Here is a 23451-nt window from a genome sequence, read left to right as displayed (position 1 = left end):
GGGGTAAGTTATGGCAGAATGGATTATTTCAATATTATTATTAATTGGCGGCTCTTTTGTACTCGTTGGCTCTATTGGCTTAGTAAAAATGCCAGATTTTTTTATGCGACTTCATGGACCCACTAAAGCTACAACACTCGGCATGGCATCGTTGTTAACTGCTGCAATGATCTTTTTTAGTACCACTCATACAGGGTTTAGCGTAAAAGAAATACTGATCTCGCTATTTTTATTACTTACTGCACCCATCAGTGCCTATATGATGATTAAAGCGGCGATTCATCACAAGCTTGAGAGTATAGAACGCACAAAAGGCATAGATAACATTGAAGATGATGTTTAATCTTTTCTAGCGTTAGCTCAATAAAGTATCTGTTAAATATAAAACACTGACCGTCTTGATGCTCAGTGTTTTTTTTACATTATTTAACTGAATATCAACATCTTATTAAAATAAAAATCCCTAACTGTTTTAATTGTTAGGGATTTTTAGCTAGCTATAACATCAGTATCTAATACTTAATATATCGGTGTTATAACTATTATCTGGCGTTTTATTGCCTGGTCATCTTCTGTTAAATGAAGCTTAGAAGTTAACGGTTACTTCATTTGAACATGCTGTTGATGCGTCACAAATTTGATACACGAATTGGCTACCTGTTGTGCGACGTTCACGGTCACGGTAAATACCCGCATTTTCTACCGTATCAATTTTTACACCATTACGGAAAATATCTACCCTATCTGCTGAAGTACCTTCCCAAGTAATATCAACACGTAAGCGACCTAAACGAGACTTGTATGCACGTTTAACCGCGGCTTCAATACTTACTGATGAAACAGTGACCAGCATATTTTCTGTAGTGTTTAAACCTTCGCTATCTGTAACGGTAAGTGTAACTTCATAGTTACCCGTTGCAGCGAAAGTATGTACAGGGTTTTGTGCGCTCGATATAGCACCGTCGCCGAAGCTCCAATCCCAGCTAACCATATCGTCATTTCTATCAGTACTGCTATCCGTAAACGTAGCGGTTAGACCGTCTGCTTGATAAGTAAAGCTCGCTTGTGGTGCGCTAGGAAGTGTTTCACCAATACCAGTAATAGTCAGTGCCCAGTTGTTTAATGTACCGGTATCTGCCGCTGCATTATCAGCAACACTTAATATCCAGTCACCCGTGGCTACTTCGCCGTTGAAAGCTGAAGAGCTAAAGGTACTATCAATGTTATCGTCGCCGCCACCTGATGCACTGTGCAGTGGTGCCGTAGTCCCTGAAGGAGATGTTAACATGACGGTTAAGTCGCCAATCCACGTATGAGTAATATTTACATAAATATCAGAAGCAAAAACGGTAAGTTCATCTGCAACATTAATGGTTGAAGAAATACCTTCTGCATTGTTATCAGGAATACTAATAACCTCATCATTCGTGTAAGTAAACTCGTTTAACCCTTGTGGATTAACCATTAAGCGAACCGTAGATACTTTAACTAAATCATCACTTGTTCCCGTTACCACAAAAGTATATTCACCCCATTGTGTTTCCGCTGTTGTTGGTACACTCAGTTCAAATGTTGCACCTGGCGTTGCAGTATCTGTTGATAATGTTGCACCAGCAAGTGAGCCATCTAAAGTTAAGCTAACTTCACCATTCCAATCGGCAACAGAACCAACATTAAAGCTGTAAGTTGCTGTTTCGCCAGCTTCAATAGTGTTTGAACCTGGTGTTGCTGCAAGTGTAAAGCCTGGTGTTGGATCTGCATCGTTTAGTGCATTATTAACGTTCAAGCGTTTTCCTGATACTGTTTTACCTGCAAGTGCAGCGTTATCATCACCAGAGCTCATTAAGAGTGCTTTCATTTCAATTGCACTCAGTTCAGGGTTTACTGACCAGGCTAATGCTGCCGCACCAGTAACATGTGGCGTCGCCATCGAAGTGCCTGAATATGATGCGTAGCCACCACCGGGTACTGTTGATAAAATATCAGAGCCTGGAGCACCTAAATCAACAGTGGTTAAGCCCCACTGTGAAAAACTAGACATACTATCAGTACGCGTTGTACTTGCTACGGCTAAGACTGAATCATGCGGGTAGCCAGAAGGATAGCTGCTTTGCGCATCGTTGTCGTATGCATCGTTACCTGCGGCGGCAACAAACAAGATGTTAGCTTCTTCAGACGAAGTAATTGCATCAGAAAGTGCTTGGCTAAATCCGCCTCCGCCCCAACTGTTATTAGTAGCACGCACGTTTATGCCATTATTTTTTAAATCAACGAAGTAATCAATACAGGTTAATGCGTCAGAAAGGCTGCCAGAACCAGATGCACTAAGGAATTTACAACCTATAATAGATACATTGTGGTTAACACCAACTACACCTAGCCCATTGTTGCCTGTTGCTCCAATCGTACCTGAAACATGACTACCATGACCTGCGTCATCCATAGGATCACCCACACCGGTAATCGCATTGATACCATGCATATCATCGATAAAACCATTGCCATCGTTATCAATACCGTCACCCGATATTTCTGCCGGGTTAGTCCAGACATTCGCCATTAAATCAGGGTGTGTATGGTCAACACCGGTATCAATAACACCAATTATCACATCATGACTACCCGTAGATATATCCCATGCTTCAGGAGCATCGATATCTGCATCGGCAACACCACCACCTTGACCGGTATTATTCATGCCCCAAAGGTCAGCGAAGCTACTATCGTCAGGTGTTACGCTTGCATGAACAATATAATCAGGTTCAGCATATAAGACAGCTGGGTTTTTACGGAGTTTTTCAAGTGCACTTTTGACTGAAATATTATCAAGGGTAAATTTCGCGATACGGCCTTTTTTCAAGTTGCGATATTTATCATCAATTTCGTCATTGTTTAAATCAGAAATTTTAGCTCGCACTATGCTGCGGGCAGCACGACGGTCAAATTTAGATGCGCTATCTTTATAGACAACAATTACTGAGTCTGATTTATAAGTAAGACCTTCTTTCGAGCTAAGGTCTAGTGATGCATTAGCGAACAAAGGCAGTAACGCCAATGTTAAAGCTGATAATTTTGCTTTCATGTTTTGCTCCATGTTTATTTTTAATCGTTAATTAAATTATGTGTAGCCTACAGATAATTATTAGGCTGAATTCCTTTCTTTCTAAATATTTCTAGCTATGGGTTTACGCAACCTTATTACTTTAATCATAAAAATAGAGGTGTGACTATTAAAATGTAACAAACACGACTTTTTCATTACTTTAGCTAGATTTTTTTGAGGTTTTTTACGACTTTTTTACTACTTTTTCTGTATTTAATCTGAGAAGTTATTAACTAGTCCTTTTTTGTTAGTACTTATGTTTTAACATGGTTTTAACGTATATTTAACTTGGGTTGCTGTTTATCTTATTGTTTTTTAATGTTTTTATTGGAATGGTAAAATAGGGTGATATATATTTGTTACTAAACAACGTACAGTTTTTAATGCAACGAAGTAAAACGAATAGAGTTTTTGTTTGGGTTTCTTATGGTTTTAATTAGAAACGTATTCAAAGTGCTTATTTACCATTTTTTATCGTTTTGAACGCTAAGGTGATATTTATCAAATTAGCGATTAAGTCAATAAACCAGGCTGGTTAAATACTGTAAGGTATATAACTTTTTTTAGGGTTAACTTATTGAAATTAAGTTTAAAATTATTATTTTGGTACTGTTCGTTATTATTGTTAAACAGTTATGGGAATACAAAACGCCAATACAGGTAAGACAACAAGCTTCTTATCCATTAAAAACATTGTGAGTAAATTGTGTACTCAAATAAAAAATAAAAATAGGGATATATTTTGAAACTTAATAAATCATTAATCACTTGCGCCATTGTTATGGCACTAGGTTTAAATCAAACGGCTTTTGCCGGTGAAGATACCAAGGAAGTTACAAGTACGGTTGTTATTCAATCCGATCTGATGGTCAATGCTCTAGGGAATGTGATTATGTTGTCACAAAGCTCTACGGTAGGTACTGATTTAGGTAATGAAACGACTATTTTTCAAGAGGGTGATGTCAATGGTACTGACTTTACTGTGATCGGTGAAGGCAATATCGCAGAGATCATGCAAATAGGCGCTGAAAACTTAGCTGTTGGTACCTTTATTGGTAACAATAATGAACTGTACGTTGATCAAGATGGTGATATCAACGAAACAGAAAATAACGTTACCGGTGATAATAACCTTGTTGAAGTAAGTCAGCTGGGCGCTGGTTATTTGGGTATTGGTAATCGTGTTGTTAATGAGGTTGTGGGTGACGGCAACGAAATCACTGTAGATCAAGGTGACGGCGGTCATTGGGCTATTAATAGTGAACTAACCGGAGCCGATAACACTATCGATATTGTCCAAGATGGCGAATGGAATGAAACTTACCTCACCACTATTACCGGTGACAGCAATACTGTTGAAAGCACTCAAGATGGTTATTGGAATGTGACAAGGCTATCAGCGATTGAAGGTGATGCAAACGAACTTGAAATAGAGCAAGACGGCGCTCGAAATCAGGTTACTATCGCATCAGTTGCTGGTGATGAAAACGAAATTGCTATCGATCAAGAAGGTGATAACAATATCGCTGAGTCAGGACTTTATATCGGTAATGCTAACACCACTGACATCATGCAAAACGGTGATGGAAATACGGCCAGCTTTGATGTTATTGGTGATGAAAACGACTTTAACTATATACAAGTAGGCGATAGTAACAGCAGTTATATTGGCGCTATTGGTACTAATAATGAATACACTTCTGTTCAAATGGGTAACTTAAATGAAAGCCACGTTGTTAACTTTAATGGTAATAACAATAACATTGACGTGATGCAATCTGGCGACGAAAATGTTGCTGTTTTAGAAGCTTCAGCTGATGACAATGTCTTGACCACAAGCGAAAATGAAATTTCAATCGCTCAAACGGGTTTTGCTAATGACGCGGTAGTGGTGTTAAGTACTATTCTTAGTAGTAATGCGAATACCATAGATATTGCTCAAAACGGCGAATTAAACTCATTAGATATTCTAGTTGAAGGCAGTAACCACGAAATTGGTATCGAACAAATAGGTGATGAAAACTTAATCTATGGAACTGATGGCGGCGCTATGCTTATTGGCGGCGACAATATTGCATTTAACATAAGCCAAGTGGGTAATGGCAACGTTGTTGAGGGATCTTTTATTAGTGATTCTGGCGTAGTTTCTATCACGCAAATGGGTGATTGGAATTCTGCGGTCATTGTACAGCAGTAATGACTTGTTAATCTAAATTTGGATAAGGGGCCACAGGCCCCTTTTTATGTCTCTTAATATGCTTAAATATATATCTTTAATCTTGATCATCCTTTTATCGTTATTTTCGCCTTCTAGCCATGCGTCTAGTGAAGTAGAAATAGGGGGGTTACTCCTTGATAATACCAAGAGTCGTTTAGGACATGATTTTTACTTTAAATTTAGTCAGTTATGGCATGACGTACCAAACACGCAAGGCATAAATGTTCAAATAATAGAACAAATTGTACCCAGAGCAGGCACTAAGCTTAGTTTAGTGCTTAACCGTCGTATTATTTATGTCACTTACTTTGGGCGACGCCAATCACCGGTCAAAGAAAAAGTAGAGCAAGCGATATTTATATTAATCGATGCAATGTCGCAGCCTCAATATAGTCGAAATAATATTGATATGGCTGGGAATGGTTTTTAGTCATAAGGAAAGTAGCCATGAAAAAATTAATATTAGCTTTAGCGATTCACCTTAGCTTAAGCGCTTACGCAATGAGCTCAGAATTAGTTTATACACCCATTAATCCAAGCTTTGGTGGTAGTGCATTAAACGGCAGCTTTTTGTTAAGTAAAGCACAAGCACAAAATAAACATAAAGCCGAACAGAGTAAAAAAAGCTTTGAAGAAAAAGTATCAGATGCTATTGAACGGGCAACAATTAGCGATATTGTCAGTCAATATAAAGACACTGTTTTAGGTGAAAGTGCGGTATTTAATAATGAAGGCGATACCACTTTTTTTAGTGGCGATTATCAAATTGATATCTTATCTGCTAACAGTGACAGCATTACTATCGAAATTACTGATTTATTAACAGGTAAAATAACTATAATTGAAATACCGAAGTTTGGATAAACCATGAAAAAAATTATAATCGTGACCCTAGTTGGCCTGTTATCGGCCTGTAGTGTATTGGATTCAGCGAGTAATTTATTTCCTCCTAAGCAGTCATTAGCAACAAAAATGATGCCGTTAGAAAGTTTTAAAGAACTAAAGGCTTTACCTAAACCTAAAGGACCAATAGCCGTTTCAGTGTATGCTTATCGAGACCAAACAGGACAATACAAACCGCAAGCTAATGTCAGTTCATTCTCTACTGCGGTAACTCAAGGCGCTACCTCTATTTTGATGCAGGCGTTAAGTGACTCTGATTGGTTTTTACCGGTAGAGCGTGAAGGTTTGCAAAATGTATTAACTGAACGAAAAATTACCCGCGCAGCCAATCAAGCAAACAAAACGACAGAAAATATAGAATTACCCCCATTGACCACCGCTAAAATACTGCTTGAAGGCGGTATTATCAGTTATGACTCCAATACTAAAACTGGAGGCTTTGGTGCTGAATATTTTGGCATTGGTGCTTCAGAGCTATATCGTGAAGATCAGATCACCGTTTATATGCGTGCGGTTGATGTGCGCACTGGGCAAGTGCTTGTGTCGGTATCTACCAGTAAAAAAGTGCTGAGCCAAGAAGTACGCGCTGGATTTTTCCGTTATATCAGTTTTAAACGTTTAGCTGAAATGGAAGGCGGTTATAGTGATAACGAACCTATGCATGTTTGTGTGCAACAAGCGATTGAAAAAGCGATCACTGAATTAGTCATTAAAGGCATCGCACGAAATGTATGGCGTGCTGACGTTTAATCGTTGTTCGCAACAACTAAAAGGCCAGTGATTAATCACTGGCCTTTTAGTTTGTATCATATTTAGAGCTGATGATATTAATTCGCAGTAAAGAGATAATCCTGTGTCCGACTGATCAGTTCAATACGATTTCTTGATTGGGTTTTTCTAAAAATACTATAAAGGTGCGTTTTTACTGTATTGGGACTAATGTGAAGCTGATCAGCAATTTCTTGATTTTTTGCACCACGAGAAACTAAACCAATGATGGTATTCTCACGTCGTGTCAGGCTGGGTAAGCTTATTGATTGTTGCTGTTGATTTGCAGGGAGTTGATTTAATTTACTCACTTTAACAAGTAACTCACTGAGCGCACTATTCATGGTTTTTCGTTTAAACCATCGCTCATTTTTTTGTAATCTTGTAATACCACGCAAAATAATGTCAATGCGTTCACCTTGATAAAATATCCCAGCAATGCTCGATATCAACAGTTGTTTTTCATCACATAAATTATCGGTAGCATTAAAAAAAACAACCCGTACTCTAGAGGTAAGTTGCTGTATTTCCATTGGAATATTATCTGTCAAAATATAGAATTGTAAATCAATAAAAATCAAATCAAAAACTGTTATTAGCTCATTATTAGGTAAGGTTTCTGCTAATGTGATATCAATACCACAGGTTTTAACTAGGTCGGTAAACTGGAGGGTAGAGTGGTGAACTTCATTTTTTGCAATATTACTTACTACACTATTTGTTAAAAAGAAGGCTTTGAGCTTAAGTCCATTTATTGGATCCATAGTTAACTAATTCCCTATCCATGTAATATTCAATCCTTTTTATGCTTATTTAACCGATAAGAAATTACACAGATATCTTGTGTCTACTTAACAATAATTTTGCATTTGTTACATCAACATAACAAATAAAAAGCGCAATGTCGTTATAAAAGAATAAACATTTATAATTAAAAAATTACCCTTGAAAAGTATCCAATTACCGTCATTTAATTTCATTATCTAAATGCTTTATTTAGCTAAAATAGCCAGTGCAAGCCGAATGACTTTTGGTTAGAATACCTCGTCTATTTTTTACCTATATGCCAGAATATAAAAATGCCAGAACCCTACCAAGATTTAATTCAAATCTTTAATGACACATTTAGTTCCAGCACCAATACTCGTTTGATCAAAGGCGACGACGAACCTTTGTATAGTCCGGCAAGTAATACCTGTGACTATCATCAAATTATTTTTGCTCATGGTTTTTATGCCAGTGCTTTACATGAAGTATCACATTGGTGTGTGGCTGGAAAAGCACGTCGGTTATTAGAAGATTTTGGTTATTGGTATATGCCTGATGGTAGAAATGCGGAGCAACAGAAAACATTTGAACGGGTTGAAATTAAACCACAAGCAATTGAGTGGGCTTTTAGTGTGGCAGCAGGGAAAAAATTTAATGTTTCAGCTGACAACCTCAATGGTGCGGCTGCCGATACTATTACTTTTAAAGAAAATGTTTTTCAGCAAGTGCAACAATATTTGAATCAAGGGTTTCCTGTTCGCGCTCAAGCATTTATTGACGCACTGGCTAATTTTTATAACGTATCGTTGCCTTTGAATATCACCCAATTTTCTGCCAACGCAACATTTAATCACTCAGAGACTGTTACTCATGTTTAAACTTGGTTTTATTATCAACCCTATTGCTGGCATTGGCGGCAGTGTTGCTTTGAAAGGAAGCGATGGAGATGGCATTGCAGAACAAGCCCTAGCGCTTGGAGCTACCGCAAAAGCAAATCAGCGAGCAAGCTTAGCACTGTCAATACTTCTACCTTATCGAGATGACATTATCGTTTATTGTGCTAATGATCTTATGGGAGAGATGGCCGCTCAGGCACTTGGTTTTAAAACCCAAGTTGTTTTTCAAACCGATAAGCCTGAACATACCACGGCAGAAGACACTGAAAATACTGTAAAAGCCTTGTTAGCAGAGCACGTAGATATATTATTATTTGCTGGTGGTGATGGCACTGCCCGCAATGTTTGTAAAATTGTTGGCGACAAATTTCCTGTGCTAGGTATTCCTGCGGGCTGTAAAATTCACTCAGGTGTCTATGCCGTTACGCCAAAAGCTGCGGGGAGGGTAGTAGAGATGATGCTGACTAATCAGTTAGTTACCCTTACCGAAGCTGATGTTATGGATATCGACGAATCGTTATTTCGAGAAGGTATTGTTAAAGCAAAACGCTATGGCGAAATGCAAATTCCGGCTGAGTTACGCTATGTTCAAGCGGTTAAATCTGGTGGTAAAGAACTTGATGAGCTAGTGCTGCAAGACATTGCTGCTCATGTTATTAATGAAATGGACGATGAGCTTTTTGTGATTGGCTCAGGCTCAACCACCGCTTTTTTAATGGAAGAGTTGGCGCTAGATAATACTTTACTGGGCGTTGATCTGGTTGAACAGCAACATTTAATTGCCAGTGATGTAACCGAGCCGCAATTATGGCAAGCGATAACCTTAGCGAAAGCCGATAATAAAACAATTAAGTTGGTGATCACGTTAATTGGTGGACAAGGTCATATATTTGGTCGAGGTAATCAACAGCTCAGTCCACGAGTGGTCCGCGCCATCGGCAAAGATAATATTTTAATTATAGCGACGAAAGCGAAATTAACAGCATTAGCATCAAGACCCTTAATTGCTGATACCGGTGATAGTGATTTAGATATCGAGCTTTCAGGGTATTTACCGGTAATAACAGGATACAATGATCAAGTATTATACCCGGTAGCAAGTCCACAATAATGGGCTTTCAATCTATGTTTACAACTAATCATAAATTTTTTAAAACTTAACAGTAAGTAGAATTATGTCAATTGAAGAAAAAAAATCGTTTGAAAATATTGCTGCCCTTTATCTATATTTAGATAATTTATTTGATCAAGATAACAGTGATGACCAATTATTTGCCAGCAGCTATTTACGCGGCTTTATCAGTTTATCTGTTATTGAATTTGGTGATGAGTCGCAAGCACTCTCTCAAGAGCTTGCGCTAAGTATCGATGAAAAATTGCAAGCAGCCCGAACCGAATTGAGCCCGCAAGATAGAAAAATAGTACAAGACTATTGGCTAGACCTTAAACAATCATTTGTATCGGTTTAGTCATAACAGCCTTTATTAAATACTATAAATATTTACGACGAATAATATCGCGAATAACAAACCTGTTGGGTGATAAGTTAAAAAGTTCTTGTCTGCCAACAGGATATTCGCCACCCGTTAAATCAGCAGTCAAAATGTCGGCTAATAGCGGCGCTGTACATAAGCCCCTAGCACCCAAGCCGGTAAGTACGTATAGATTTTTAATCACAGGTGCAGGTTCTTGATAACGCCAGTTTTTATCTTTTGCTAAATGGGCATAGTTGCTTTTATGCTGGGCTATATCAGGCATAGCGCCCACAACAGGTAAGTGATCTGGTGTCATACAGCGTAAACGAGCTTTACTCGAGGTAACGTCTTGTTCGCGCCATGATACTAATTTAGGCAGGCACTTTTCTAACATGGTTAAATTATATTGATCGCCAGCATCTGTTGCCACAATATCGAAACTGTCCTTTTCAAATGTCGCGCCGATGCAATGTTGTTGCTGGTGTGCAGGTGTCAGATAACCTTTGTGGCAAATAACGGTAGATAAGTTTTTGATCTGCTCGTTCGTTGCCATATTCGTTATTTGACCACGCACAGAACTCAGTGGTAATTCATCAATAATATTGAGTTTAATAGATTCAGCACCGCCGCAAAAAATAACAACTTTTTCATTTATTATGCCTTTGCTTGTTGTTAGCTGCCAACTCTTGTCGTCTTGCTGGTTAAGTGCGGTAATGTTTACTTGATTTTTTATCGACAACTGCTGAGTTTGCTGTGCTGCATTAAATAGCTGTTGAACTAATTCACCGGGCGCTATCCAGCCAGCGCTGGGCATAAACAACCCCCCGTGTTCAAGTGTAATACCGGCTAATAGTGATGCTTGCTCTGCATTTATACTGGTAATTAATTCTTTTGACCAAGGGTTGGTTTGCTCGAAAATTTTTTGTCTTTTTTCTAAAGCTGTTTTGTAGGAAATTTCAAGTAAGCCACACCAATCATGACTAAAAACAAACCCTTTGCTGTGTAAGTCTTTATAGCATTTTAGTGCATGCCAAAATGCCTGTTGGTAAAACAAGCTAATGTCATCAACTTGTTGGTGAATAAGAGGAAATAACGCACCGACATGATTACTCGAAGCGCCTTGGGCAATTTCTTTATCTTTACAATAAAGTGTTACTTTTATATTTTTTTGAGTCAATGCATAAGCAACACAGGCAGCAGCAATGCCACCACCAATAATGGCAACACTTTCGGGTTGCTTAATAATGGGTCTAATTTGATAGCCTTTTCTTTCAAGCGGCGTATTTAAATTTTTTTGTTGTTTAATCACAAGTATTTATTAAATCCATTGGTTTTCAAGCGCTAAAGATAGTATTTTAACGTGAATTAAATGTGTCTGTCATAAAATTGTAAAAACCAGTGTACACGTGTACACTGAGCAGACCAGTTTGTGGGCAAATTTCTGTATGATATGCCTGATTTTTCAATTTTTAAATGGTTATTCAAATGAAACGTGTAGTGATCACCGGATTAGGCATTGTATCGAGTATCGGTAACAATGCGGAAGAAGTTTTATCATCTCTTAAAGCAGGCCGTTCAGGTATTAGTAAATCTGAAAGCTTTGCAGAAGCTGGTTTAAAAAGTCATGTTTGGGGTAAGCCCACGATTGAGCCTAAAGATCATATTGATCGCAAAGCATTTCGTTTTATGGGTGATGCAGCAGGTTATGCTTACATCGCTATGGAACAAGCCATTAATGATGCCAAACTAACTGAAGACCAAGTATCAAATGTTCGTACCGGTATTGTTGCTGGCTCAGGCGGCGCGTCTTCAGAAAATATTGTTATTACCACGGATACACTCCGTAATCGCGGTATTCGCCGTGTTGGCCCTTATGCTGTGCCTAAAACTATGGGCAGTACCGTTTCAGCTTGTTTAGCAACACCTTTTAAAATTAAAGGTGTTAACTATTCAATCAGCTCTGCGTGTGCAACGAGTGCACACTGTATTGGTAACGCCATGGAACTTATTCAACTGGGCAAGCAAGACATTGTTTTTGCTGGCGGTGGTGAAGAAGTTCATTGGTCTCTAGCGATGATGTTTGACGGTATGGGCGCTTTATCTGCGGGTCGTAATGATACGCCAGAACTTGCTTCACGTACTTATGACGCTGACCGTGACGGTTTCGTTATTTCAGGCGGCGGCGGTATGGTTGTTGTTGAAGAGCTTGAACACGCTTTGGCTCGTGGTGCACATATCTATGCTGAAATTGTTGGCTATGGCGCAACTTCTGACGGTTACGATATGGTCGCTCCAAGTGGTGAAGGCGCAGTACGTTGTATGCAACAAGCCATGCAAGGTGTTGAAGGCAAAGTTGATTATTTAAATACTCACGGTACTTCTACACCTGTTGGTGATGTTAAAGAGCTTGGCGCAATTCAAGAATTGTTTGGTAAAGATTCACCGGCAATTAGTGCAACCAAAGCAATGACGGGTCATGCACTCGGCGCGGCGGGTGTTCATGAAGCTATTTATTCATTACTGATGATGGAAAACAGTTTTGTTGCTCCGTCTATCAATGTTGATAACTTAGATGAAAAAGCGCAAGGCCTAGATATTGTTACTGAAAAACGTGATGTTGAACTTAATTTGATTATGTCTAACAGCTTTGGCTTTGGTGGCACTAACGCTACTTTAGTGATGAAAAAATATAAATAATGACAAACAACGTTACCTTGTCATTTAGTGTTTAACTAAATCAGAAATACGCTTTGAATATAATTAACCGCGTTTTTCTGTTTGGTTACATCTAAAAGACTCAGTGTTATTTTGTTATTTAAAAAGCCACTTTATAGTGGCTTTTTTGCATTTAAGATACAATAACCCTCATCAGATCAATAATGACTTTAGGTTTATAAACCATGAAGATTTTTTACGATGAAAACATGCCTTTTGCTGAAGAGTTCTTTGGCGACCTAGGTGAATTACACCCATTTGTTGGTCGTGAGTTAACCGCTCAACAGGTCAAAAGTGCGGATGTTTTATTAGTGCGCTCGATTACTAAGGTTAACCAAGCGCTATTAGCAAGCAATTCAACTTGTCAGTTTGTTGGTACGGCAACAATCGGTGTTGACCATATTGATCAGAGCTATTTAAGTGAACGGGGTATTACTTTTACCGCAGCGCCGGGCTGTAACGCTATTTCTGTTGCAGAATATGTGATCAGTGCCTTGGTTGTCTTAGCCGAACGTTACTTAATTGATTTGTTCTCGTTAACCGTAGGTATTGTTGGTGGGGGTAATACCGGTACTCGTTTAAGTGAAAAATTATCGGCACTGGGTATTAAGTATTTAATTTGCGATCCACTACTCGCCGCAAAACAGACAAATAATACTAAAGACCAACGCCATTACTCATCACTTGATGATGTTTTAGCTTGTGATGTTATTTCACTGCATGTTCCCATCATTGAAAATGGCGAACAGCCAACTTTTCACTTACTCAATGAAAAACGTTTAAAGCAACTGCACGAAAAGCAAATTCTTATTAACGCCTGTCGCGGTGAAGTTATCGATAATAAATCGTTACTGGCGCTTAAAAAACAAGGGCATGGTTTGAAAGTTGTTTTAGATGTTTGGGAAAATGAACCTAATATATTGCATGAACTTATTGCCTACACTGAAATATCTTCTGCGCACATTGCAGGTTATAGCTTAGAAGGAAAAGCACGTGGTACAGAAATGCTCTATCAGGCATTATGTCAACAACTGAATATACCGATAGAAAAGCACCTAAGTGATTTTTTACCACGCGCCTCAATAACCGAAGTTGAAATTAATCAACCGTTCGAGCAAATACTACTAAACCAGCTCGTAAAAATGGTTTACGATGTACGTCGTGATGATGGAATTTTCAGAGAAACAATTTTAAGTCATGGCTTTGACCATATTCGGAAAACTTATCCGGCTCGCAGGGAGTTTTCTGCGGTTAAAGTAAGCATGACAAATCAAGCCAAGAGTGATGTGCCACATCATCTTGGTTTTCTTAAAAAGTAACTTATTTAACGTATATAAAGTACTAATCTTCAAAGCAAAGAGAGAGTGACATGGCACAGAAATTTGATGTCTGCGTATTAGGCGCTACAGGTTTGGTGGGTAAAACCATCATTGAAATATTAGAAGAACGTGATTTTCCAATCAATAAATTATACCCGTTGGCTAGTGCTCGTTCAGCAGGTGAATTTATTGACTTTAATGGTCAAAGTATTGAAGTACTCGATGCTGACCATTTTGATTTTAGTCAAGCGCAAATTGGCTTTTTCTCTGCGGGTGGCTCAATTTCAGCTAAGTTTGCTCCTATTGCTGGTGAAGCAGGGTGTATTGTTATAGACAATACTTCTGAGTTTAGATACGACGCAGATATTCCGCTAATCGTTCCTGAAGTTAACCCAAGTGCATTAGCTGATTATAGAAACCGTAATATTATTGCTAACCCTAATTGTTCAACTATTCAAATGATGGTCGCGCTAAAACCTATCTATGATGCTGTTGGTATTAATCGTATTAATGTTTCTACTTATCAATCAGTTTCTGGTGGTGGTAAAGCAGCAATGGACGAATTAGCTAAGCAGACTGCAGACTTGTTAAGCGGAAAACCTGTTGAGACTAAACATTTTCCTCGTCAAATCGCTTTTAATGTTATCCCGCAAATTGATGTCTTTATGGATAATGGTTATACCAAAGAAGAAATGAAAATGGTCTGGGAAACGAAAAAAATTCTAGGCGATGAAAACGTTCTTGTTAATCCAACCGCGGTTCGTGTGCCGGTATTCTTTGGTCACGGTGAAGCCTTACATATTGAAACGGGATCGCCTATTTCAGCAGAAGAAGTTAAAGATTTGCTTGAGCAAGCTGAAGGTATTGTTGTTTGTCGTAATGACGAAGACTTTCCAACACAGATAGGCGATGCAAGCGGAAAAGATGCCACTTATGTTGGTCGTATTCGTGAAGATATTAGTCATAGTTGTGGGATCAATATGTGGGTTGTTGCTGACAATGTACGTAAAGGTGCGGCAACAAACAGTGTACAAATTGCTGAATTATTGGTTAAAGACTACCTTTCATAACATCCCTTTAATAAATGAGTTAGCGTTAAAGTTGAGTTAACCTTAAGATTTATTAAAGAAAAATCAAAACTCGTCGTTATAGTTAACGACGAGTTTTTTGTTTCATTATTACTAAAAAAATGTGTATTAACTTGCTATGATATAAACAGCAGGTGTAGGGTTGGAATAAAATTTGCTTTACTTTCTCTAGGCTTGAAGTGCCAAACAATTGGCAGTAAATAAAAATAATTAGGAAAACTTGATGCATCGATTATTACGCCTGTGCCTGTGGCAGGTAATATTTATAAGCATTACCACGTATAGTGTTTCTTTGTTCGCCTTTGAAGAAGGCGGTATTCGTATTCGGGGCCCCAAGGCGACGGATATGTTTCCGTACGATCAATACGGGCCTATTACCTCAAAAGATACCCTGTGGAACATTGCTTTAAAAGTTCGTCCAGACCCTACTTTGTCTGTTTATCAAGTAATGCAGGCGTTATATCAAAAAAATCCGCAAGCATTTAAAGAAAATAACTTAAACCATCTTAACAATGGCCAGTACTTAAAATTGCCGTCTGTTAGTGAGATGCGTGCCATAAATCCTCTTGCGGCAAAAAGTAAGTCAACCTCTGATGATAAAACATGGCAAAAGAAAGTTGCTAAAACCGTTAAGAAAAAAATTGTTCCTCCTGCTGAACTTGCCATTAAAAAGGAAGATTTAGACGCGACTAAAAAAGAAATTAATGCACAGCTTGAAGAAATAAACTCTAAGCAAACCGTTCGTTTAGAAACTATCCAAAATGATGTTTTAGATTCAATTGATGGCTTGCAGGCTATTCTTAAAGAAAATGCAGTTGTTGATGAAAAAATATCAACGGTGAATCAGCAGCTGAATGTTTTTAAAGAAGCTTCAACTATAGAAGATGAAAAACAAAACGCTCAATTAGCACTGATCATGTCACTTCAGCAAGAACTATTGAAAATGGCAGAAGCGAGTGAGCAAGCGTTATTATTAGAGAAGCAAAAAGCTGAACTTGAAAATGAAGGCATAACCTCGCAGCTTTGGTTTCAGATCTTAATGTCAACGCTACCAGCATTTTTTGTCTTGAGTCTTGTATTTTGGTTCTTGCGCCGTCAAAAAGGTGGAGAAACTGAAGCTAAGCCTAAAAAATCAAAAGCTGTTGCTCAAGAAAAAGCCAAACCAGCAGACACAGCTGAAGAACCTCTTGCTGCTTTAGATAACGAACTTTCACTTGATGATGAATTATCGCTTGATGATGAATTATCACTTGATGATGAACTTTCAATGGACCTAGGTGAGGATGAACTTAATTTAGATGATTCATTATTTGCTGACGACGCAGATGATGGATTAGGTTCATTAGATGATGACGATGATGTTATCCATTTAGATGATGATCTAGATGACTTGGACGGACTCGATGATTTAGATGATCTAGAAGACATATCACTTGATAGCGACGAGTTAGAAGGTGGTGAGTTAGACCAAAGCGACTTAGATTCCTTACTTTCAGGTCTTGATGACGATGATGACGACGTTCCAGCGGATAAAGACCAAATTAATAACAATGAAAGTAAAGAAGAGCTGCCAGGCGAAGCATTAGAAGGTGGTGAATTAGATCAAGATTTATTGAATGACTTATTAAACGACATCGGCGACGAAGACGACGAAGACGACGATAGTGCTTTAGAGGCAATTGAATCTGTACATGAAGAAGCTGCAACAGAACTAACCGACCCAGACGACATCGATGCACTGATGGATTCAATGGCCACCGCAGCGCCAAAACCTGAGCCTGAGCCAGTAGAAGATGCTTCGGCTGAGCTAACCGACCCCGATGATATCGATGCACTGATGGATTCAATGGCCGCCGCAGCGCCAAAACCTGAGCCTGAGCCAGTAGAAGATACTTCGGCTGAGCTAACTGACCCCGATGATATCGATGCACTGATGGATTCAATGGCCGCCGCAGCGCCAAAACCTGAGCCTGAGCCAGTAGAAGATGCTTCGGCTGAGTTAACCGACCCCGATGATATCGATGCACTGATGGATTCAATGGCCACCGCAGCGCCAAAACCTGAGCCTGAGCCAGTAGAAGATGCTTCGGCTGAGCTAACCGACCCCGATGATATCGATGCACTGATGGATTCAATGGCCACCGCAGCGCCAAAACCTGAGCCTGAGCCAGTAGAAGATGCTTCGGCTGAGTTAACCGACCCCGATGATATCGATGCACTGATGGATTCAATGGCCGCCGCAGCGCCAAAATCTGAGCCTGAGCCAGTAGAAGATGCTTCGGCTGAGCTAACCGACCCCGATGATATCGATGCACTGATGGATTCAATGGTCGCCGCAGCGCCAAAACCAGAGCCTGAGCTAGAACCAGAGCCAGTAGAGGATGCAACTGATAATAGCACTGCAGAGTTAACTGACCCAGACGACATCGACGCACTGATGGATTCAATGGTTAAAGAAAGTGCCGTTGCTGAATTAAATGAACAAGCTGAGAATTTTGAAATATCAGATCCTGATGACATCGACGCCTTGCTAGATTCAATGTCAGCCCCAGAGCAGATGACAAAACCTATCACTGCCGATGATATCATTGATCCTCTTGATGAAATGGCTGCTGATAACTTAGATGAAAATATAGCGTTAACTGACCCTGATGATATTGATAGTTTATTAGGTGATATTCAGGGTGATGAAACTGCAGATGGCACTGAGACCACAGAAGATGAAAATAAAGCGCTTATCGATAATTTTACCAATGAATACGTAGCGCCATTTTTATCGGTAGATTTTAGTGAGCTACTTAAAGATGACACCGAAGAATTAGTTGATGATACTCATGCAAGTCATGACGAAAGTATAAACGAAAAAAATAGCAATAAAAATAATGACTTGTCAGATGATTTGGACATAGATGCACTTTTAGCTGAGGTGGCTGAGGGTGACAACTCAAACGCTGATGATTTAGATATTGGTGACGATATACTTATTGATGGACAAGTTAATGAACTAGCGGCAGAAGAAGCAACTGATTATACCGATAGTGATGTATTAGCTGATTTATTAGCCGATGAAAACACCTCTGACGATGATGACAATAGTGAGATTGATGAGATTGAAGCACTCGATAATGTTGACTTTGATGACTTATTGGCAAACATAGCAGAAGAAAATCAGACAACACTTTCAGATGATCTCGACTTTTCAACTGACTTCAATGCTGATGACATTGACTTAGACGCTACTGATACCGATGATGAGATTAACATTGAAGGCGACAGCGAAGATGATTTCGATGTTGACTTAGATGATGTGTTAGATATTGGTGATGACCTCGATAGTGATAATAATTTAAATGTTGATTTTGACAATGATGATGAAGATGATTTTGTCTCTGTTGACTCTTTATTATCAGATAGTTTAAGCGACACAGAAGACGAAGAGCCCTACAATAAAACTGACTTTAATGTCGGGCTTAATGAGTTCCCTGAGTTTTCTGGTGATAACGCCGCAGAAGAAGAAGATGATAACGGTATTGCAGCTAAATTAGATTTGGCGAAAGTTTATATTGAAATAGGAGATAACGAAAACGCCGAAGTAATATTACAAGACGTAGTAGCAAAGGGTGATGCCCAGCAACAATTTGATGCTCAGCAACTACTTGATAATATTAGTTAATCGATAAACGTTATCTTCATTCTATAAAAGCCACTGTTGTGGCTTTTTTTATATAAAAGAATTTTTTATATAATAGAAATAGGCGCAATAATAGAAAACGCCGAAGTAATATTACAAGATGTAGTAGCAAAGGGCGATGCCCAGCAACAATTTGATGCTCAGCAACTACTTGATAATATTAGTTAATCGATAGACGTTATTTCATTCTATAAAAGCCACTGTTGTGGCTTTTTTTATATAAAAGAATTTTTTATATAATAGAAATAGGCGCAATAATAGAAAACGCCGAAGTAATATGACAAGACGTAGTAGCAAAGGGTGATGCCCAGCAATAATTTGATGCTCAGCAACTACTTGATAATATTAGTTAATCGATAGACGTTATCTTCACTCTATAAAAGCCACTGTTGTGGCTTTTTTTATATAAAAGAATTTTTTATATAATAGAAATAGGCGCAATAATAGAAAACGCCGAAGTAATATGACAAGACGTAGTAGCAAAGGGCGATGCCCAGCAACTGCCCAATTATATGAGTTAATCAATCGCAATTACTTTAGCTTTTATAAAAGCCATTATTGGGGTTTTTTTATATAATCAAAGAACCTGATTGGCATAAACCCTAAAATATTGGATAATGCGCGCATTATAATCGGGAGTTATTGATGCGTTACGCTTTAGGTATTGAATACGATGGAAGCCGTTATCACGGTTGGCAACGACAAAAAAATGCGGTCAGTGTTCAGCAAAATGTAGAAAAAGCTTTATCAAAAATTGCTGATGAAAAAATTGAAGTTATTTGTGCGGGCAGAACTGATACGGGTGTTAGTGCGACCAACCAAGTTATTCACTTTGAAACGGACAAAGTGCGTAAAGATGTTGCTTGGACACTGGGCGTAAATACCAATCTACCAAGTGATATTGCTGTGTCTTGGGTGAAGCAAGTTGACGACAGTTTTCATGCTCGATTTAGCGCCACAGCACGTCGTTATCGCTATGTTATTAATAACAATCGTTTAAGATCTGCAATTTTAAGCCAAGGAATAACCTGCTGTCATTATCCACTTGATGAAAAGTTAATGCATCAAGCGGCACAGTCTTTATTGGGTAAACATGACTTTACTTCCTTTCGCACCGTTCATTGTCAGTCGCATTCTCCGGTTAGAACATTGATTCATTGCAATGTTTCACGCCAAGGTGATTTTGTTATTATTGATGTTAAAGGCAATGCTTTTTTACATCATATGGTGAGAAATATTGCGGGTAGTTTAATGCGTATAGGCCAACAATTAGAAACAGTAGCGTGGTTGGGGGAAGTTCTTGAAGCTAAAAATCGTTGTGTAGCTGGCATGATGGCATCTGCTGCAGGTTTGTATTTTGTTGGTGTTGACTACCCACAAGAGTTCAATATTCCAAAACCTCCGCTGGGGCCACTGTTTTTACTTTAAGATAAATAGTGACAGAATGAGTAATTACAAACTGCTAATTCCAACAAAACAGACCAGTTTTTTGTATTCATAGTAGGGCTAAATGTGCTTTAATTGTCGGTTATAGTTAGATTAATTCAAAAAATTAACAATTTGCTGATAGGTTTGAAACCAATATTGGCAAGTTTTCCTATGTTCCCATGGACATATTAGGTAAAAGAAGGCAAAAATAAATTATGAGCTGGATAGAAAAAATTCTCCCAAAAGCAAAAACCACCCAAAAACGTAATATCCCTGAAGGCGTTTGGAGCAAGTGTACTTCTTGTAATGCAGTACTTTATAAAGCAGAACTCGATAGATTATTATCTGTTTGTCCAAAATGTGATCACCATATGCGTATCTCAGCACGCAAACGTATTGATTGCTTTTTAGATGCAAATAATCGCGCTGAATTAGGTGAAGAGTTTGAAGCACAGGATATTTTAAAGTTCAAAGATTCAAAACGTTATAAAGACCGCTTAAGCGCTGCACAAAAAAGTACCGGTGAAAAAGATGCACTGGTTGTGATGAAAGGTGAACTTAATGGTATGCCTATCGTTGCTGCTGCGTTTGAGTTTGCTTTTCTAGGTGGTTCAATGGCTTCAGTTGTTGGCGCTCGTTTTGTTAAAGGTGTTGAATACTGCCTTGAGCATAACCTACCACTTGTTTGTTTTTCTGCAAGTGGCGGAGCACGTATGCAAGAAGCATTATTTTCATTAATGCAAATGGCAAAAACGAGTGCAGCATTAGCAAAAATGAGCGAAAAAGGTTTACCTTACGTTTCGGTATTAACTGACCCTACGATGGGTGGCGTATCTGCAAGTTTAGCTATGCTCGGCGATATTAACGTTGCAGAGCCTAAAGCGTTAATTGGCTTTGCGGGTCCACGTGTTATTGAACAAACTGTTCGAGAAAAGTTACCTGAAGGTTTTCAGCGTAGTGAGTTTTTAAAAGAAAAGGGTGCTATTGATATTATTGTTGACCGACGTGAAATGCGTAGCACGCTTTCTCGTATGTTAGCTAAATTCATGGGACATCCAAGCCTTAACGCTTCTTAACTAACGCTTCACAACAACACTATGCCAACAAACAACAAAAGCCATTTTGCTAGTAAGTCTCTAGCTCAATGGCTTTCTTATTTAGAAACAATACATTTAACTGAGATCGACTTGGGGCTCACACGCATTTCGCATGTGGCTAAGCGATTAAATATTGATTTCAGTTTTGCCCAAGTGATCACGGTTGCAGGAACTAATGGTAAAGGCACTACCTGTGCTTTTATTGAAAATGCTTTGCTCGGTGATGATAAAACAGTGGCGGTTTATTCTTCACCACATATTGAAAAGTTCAATGAACGCTTACGTATTAATAATATTGACGTTGACAGTCAATCATTAATCAACGCCTTTGAGCAAATAGAGCAACAGCGTGGTGATATTTCACTAACCTATTATGAATACACAACATTAGCCGCATTTTTAGTTTTAATGGAAAGAAAACCTGCTTTTATTATTTTGGAAGTAGGTTTAGGTGGGCGTTTAGATGCCACAAACTTAATTGACGCTGATATTGCCGTCATAACCACGATAGACTTAGACCATCAAGCGTACCTAGGTGATAATCGCGAAAGTATTGGCTTTGAAAAAGCGGGTATCATGCGTGCGAATCAAAAAGTTGTTATTGGTGATACCGATTGTCCTATATCGGTACTTGCCCATGCTAAAAAACTTAAAGCCGTGGTCAGTCTGCGAGGCGATGATTTCTCTATTGAACAGCACAAAGTGCCGACTTGTCACTCCTTGTGGTGTTGGACATTTGGCGAGTACCAAATCAATGATTTAAATAAGCCTTTTATACCTCAAGATAATGTAGCAACAGCACTAACGGTATTGGCTTTACTTAACGATTGTTCTGTTGTTTTTAATACTGAAAGTGTAAATGCCTTAATAAACCAAACAAAAGTTGCCGGTCGAACTGAGCTTATCAGTAAAAAATCGTTAAACAGTCCGGTGCTACTTGATGTTGGTCATAATCCTCAAGCAGCACGTTATTTAGTTGAGTATTTAAAGTCGCAAAAGTATGACAAGCTTTATGCGGTTACCGGTATGTTAAAAGACAAAGATATTGCTAACACCTTTGGGCCATTATCTGCACTGGTTGATCAATGGTATTTAGGCAGTTTATCTATGCCTCGTGGAGCTACTGCAAAGGAATTAGCCGAAAAATTGTTATTAAATGAAGATTCAGCTAATTGTTTTGACAATATCACTGAGGCATTTAGAATGGCTAACAAAAATTCAACAGCAACAGATTTGATCTTAGTGTTTGGATCATTTTACACCGTAGCTGAAGTCCGACGTTTATTGCTGTAGTTTTTATTAACTGCAGCCTGGGAGTTCCATTTGTCTACACCTTTTCAAAACCGCTTAGTTGGCACCATTATTGTGGCTGCGGTTGCTATTATTATTTTGCCAGACTTACTAGACGGTAATAAAAAGACCTATCAAGATGAGTTTGAACAAATTCCACCTCCGCCTAAGGTCGAGTTTGTTAAGAGCACACCAAGCTTTCCTGAAGATAAAATTGTTATAAATACTGACGAAATACTGAGTGATGAAGCGGCATTAGATGACGATGTCTCTTCGACTGAACAAGCAATAAAAGATACGGCTGAAACAGAGAGTGACCCGGGTTTAAATAACGCTGTGGCGACGAAAGAAGACGATAAAGCGTTAACTGAGCAAGTAGTAGATAATATTTTGCCAGAAAAATCAGTGTTGCAACAAGCATGGGTAGTACAGCTGGGCAGTTTTCGTCATAAAAAAAATGTTGCACAGTTATTACTCAAGCTTAAAGATAATGGTTATACTGCTTTCACAAAACCGATAAAAACAAAAAACGGCCCATTAATTAAAGTTTTCATTGGCCCTGAACTGATCAAAAACTCATTGATAAAAAAAATCCCAGCATTGAAAAAATTAACCGGTGTTGAAGGTAAAATTGCTCGTTTTTACCCAACAAAATAATAAGTTATAACCACTGCCCAATAATACGGTGTAAA

At 38.6% G+C, this 23451-nt stretch carries 19 protein-coding genes; 16 read left to right on the top strand and 3 right to left on the bottom strand.

Annotated features, from left to right (window positions below; genetic code table 11):
* Positions 1–10: 10 nt before the first annotated feature.
* A complete protein-coding gene (locus H4J57_RS10590; RefSeq protein WP_070374293.1) occupies positions 11–343 on the top strand; it encodes a Na+/H+ antiporter subunit G in 333 nt (110 codons plus the stop codon).
* Positions 344–586: 243 nt separating this feature from the next.
* Here H4J57_RS10590 and H4J57_RS10585 read toward each other — a convergent pair whose 3' ends face one another.
* Positions 587–3082 (bottom strand): S8 family serine peptidase, encoded by a 2496-nt coding sequence (locus tag H4J57_RS10585; protein WP_182242809.1) that lies wholly within the window; start codon positions 3080–3082, stop codon positions 587–589.
* A 763-nt stretch (positions 3083–3845) separates the two neighbouring features.
* Between H4J57_RS10585 and H4J57_RS10580 the strand changes: the two genes are divergently transcribed.
* From H4J57_RS10580 to H4J57_RS10565, 4 genes are read left to right on the top strand one after another with little or no spacing between them, the layout of a single operon-like run.
* Complete coding sequence (locus H4J57_RS10580) at positions 3846–5300, top strand: curlin (protein ID WP_182242807.1); 1455 nt, start codon at positions 3846–3848, stop codon at positions 5298–5300.
* A 46-nt stretch (positions 5301–5346) separates the two neighbouring features.
* On the top strand, positions 5347–5751 hold the full coding sequence (locus H4J57_RS10575) for a curli production assembly/transport protein CsgE (protein WP_259366432.1): 405 nt from the start codon (positions 5347–5349) through the stop codon (positions 5749–5751).
* Between the two features lie 17 nt (positions 5752–5768).
* The gene (locus H4J57_RS10570) at positions 5769–6185 is read left to right on the top strand and encodes a curli assembly protein CsgF (RefSeq protein WP_182222895.1); all 417 of its coding nucleotides are present in this window, start codon (positions 5769–5771) and stop codon (positions 6183–6185) included.
* 3 nt (positions 6186–6188) lie between these two features.
* Entirely contained in the window at positions 6189–6974 is a 786-nt protein-coding gene (locus tag H4J57_RS10565) for a CsgG/HfaB family protein (RefSeq protein ID WP_182242805.1), read from the top strand.
* A 77-nt stretch (positions 6975–7051) separates the two neighbouring features.
* On the opposite strand, the gene H4J57_RS10560 is transcribed toward H4J57_RS10565, so the two are convergent.
* Entirely contained in the window at positions 7052–7756 is a 705-nt protein-coding gene (locus H4J57_RS10560) for a LuxR C-terminal-related transcriptional regulator (protein WP_182214007.1), read from the bottom strand.
* Between the two features lie 315 nt (positions 7757–8071).
* Here H4J57_RS10560 and H4J57_RS10555 point away from each other — a divergent pair, with 315 nt between their 5' ends.
* From H4J57_RS10555 to H4J57_RS10545, 3 genes are all read left to right on the top strand, one after another.
* Positions 8072–8638 (top strand): elongation factor P hydroxylase, encoded by a 567-nt coding sequence (locus tag H4J57_RS10555; protein WP_182242803.1) that lies wholly within the window; start codon positions 8072–8074, stop codon positions 8636–8638.
* Positions 8631–9767 carry an ATP-NAD kinase family protein gene (locus tag H4J57_RS10550; RefSeq protein WP_182214003.1) on the top strand — a complete coding sequence of 379 codons (1137 nt, stop codon included), beginning with the start codon at positions 8631–8633 and terminating at the stop codon, positions 9765–9767. Before H4J57_RS10555 ends, H4J57_RS10550 begins: the two co-directional genes overlap by 8 nt.
* Positions 9768–9831: 64 nt before the next feature.
* The gene (locus tag H4J57_RS10545) at positions 9832–10125 is read left to right on the top strand and encodes a YfcL family protein (protein ID WP_070374290.1); all 294 of its coding nucleotides are present in this window, start codon (positions 9832–9834) and stop codon (positions 10123–10125) included.
* Between the two features lie 22 nt (positions 10126–10147).
* Here the strand turns inward: H4J57_RS10545 and mnmC are convergent, their stop codons facing one another.
* On the bottom strand, positions 10148–11440 hold the full coding sequence (gene mnmC / locus H4J57_RS10540) for an FAD-dependent 5-carboxymethylaminomethyl-2-thiouridine(34) oxidoreductase MnmC (RefSeq protein ID WP_310733721.1): 1293 nt from the start codon (positions 11438–11440) through the stop codon (positions 10148–10150).
* A 176-nt stretch (positions 11441–11616) separates the two neighbouring features.
* Here mnmC and fabB point away from each other — a divergent pair, with 176 nt between their 5' ends.
* From fabB to H4J57_RS10500, 8 genes are all read left to right on the top strand, one after another.
* Positions 11617–12828, top strand: a complete 1212-nt coding sequence (gene fabB, locus H4J57_RS10535; RefSeq protein ID WP_070374288.1) for a beta-ketoacyl-ACP synthase I — start codon at positions 11617–11619, stop codon at positions 12826–12828.
* Positions 12829–13031: 203 nt separating this feature from the next.
* Positions 13032–14165 (top strand): 4-phosphoerythronate dehydrogenase, encoded by a 1134-nt coding sequence (locus H4J57_RS10530; protein ID WP_182242801.1) that lies wholly within the window; start codon positions 13032–13034, stop codon positions 14163–14165.
* Between the two features lie 50 nt (positions 14166–14215).
* The gene (locus H4J57_RS10525; protein WP_070374286.1) at positions 14216–15235 is read left to right on the top strand and encodes an aspartate-semialdehyde dehydrogenase; all 1020 of its coding nucleotides are present in this window, start codon (positions 14216–14218) and stop codon (positions 15233–15235) included.
* Positions 15236–15476: 241 nt separating this feature from the next.
* Positions 15477–18926: a FimV/HubP family polar landmark protein gene (locus H4J57_RS10520; RefSeq protein ID WP_182242799.1), complete on the top strand. Its 3450-nt coding sequence runs from the start codon at positions 15477–15479 to the stop codon at positions 18924–18926.
* Positions 18927–19589: 663 nt separating this feature from the next.
* Complete coding sequence (truA, locus tag H4J57_RS10515) at positions 19590–20372, top strand: tRNA pseudouridine(38-40) synthase TruA (protein ID WP_070374283.1); 783 nt, start codon at positions 19590–19592, stop codon at positions 20370–20372.
* 215 nt (positions 20373–20587) lie between these two features.
* Positions 20588–21448, top strand: coding sequence for an acetyl-CoA carboxylase, carboxyltransferase subunit beta (accD, locus tag H4J57_RS10510; RefSeq protein WP_182213995.1), 861 nt, complete (start codon positions 20588–20590; stop codon positions 21446–21448).
* A gap of 21 nt (positions 21449–21469) precedes the next feature.
* A complete protein-coding gene (gene folC, locus H4J57_RS10505) occupies positions 21470–22762 on the top strand; it encodes a bifunctional tetrahydrofolate synthase/dihydrofolate synthase (protein ID WP_182242797.1) in 1293 nt (430 codons plus the stop codon).
* 30 nt (positions 22763–22792) lie between these two features.
* Positions 22793–23416, top strand: a complete 624-nt coding sequence (locus H4J57_RS10500) for an SPOR domain-containing protein (RefSeq protein WP_182213991.1) — start codon at positions 22793–22795, stop codon at positions 23414–23416.
* The last annotated feature ends 35 nt before the right edge of the window (positions 23417–23451 follow it).

The sequence above is a fragment of the Colwellia sp. BRX8-7 genome, assembly GCF_014077275.1.
In the GTDB taxonomy this organism is placed as follows: domain Bacteria; phylum Pseudomonadota; class Gammaproteobacteria; order Enterobacterales; family Alteromonadaceae; genus Colwellia_A.
This window is presented reverse-complemented; position numbering and strand designations above follow the sequence as displayed.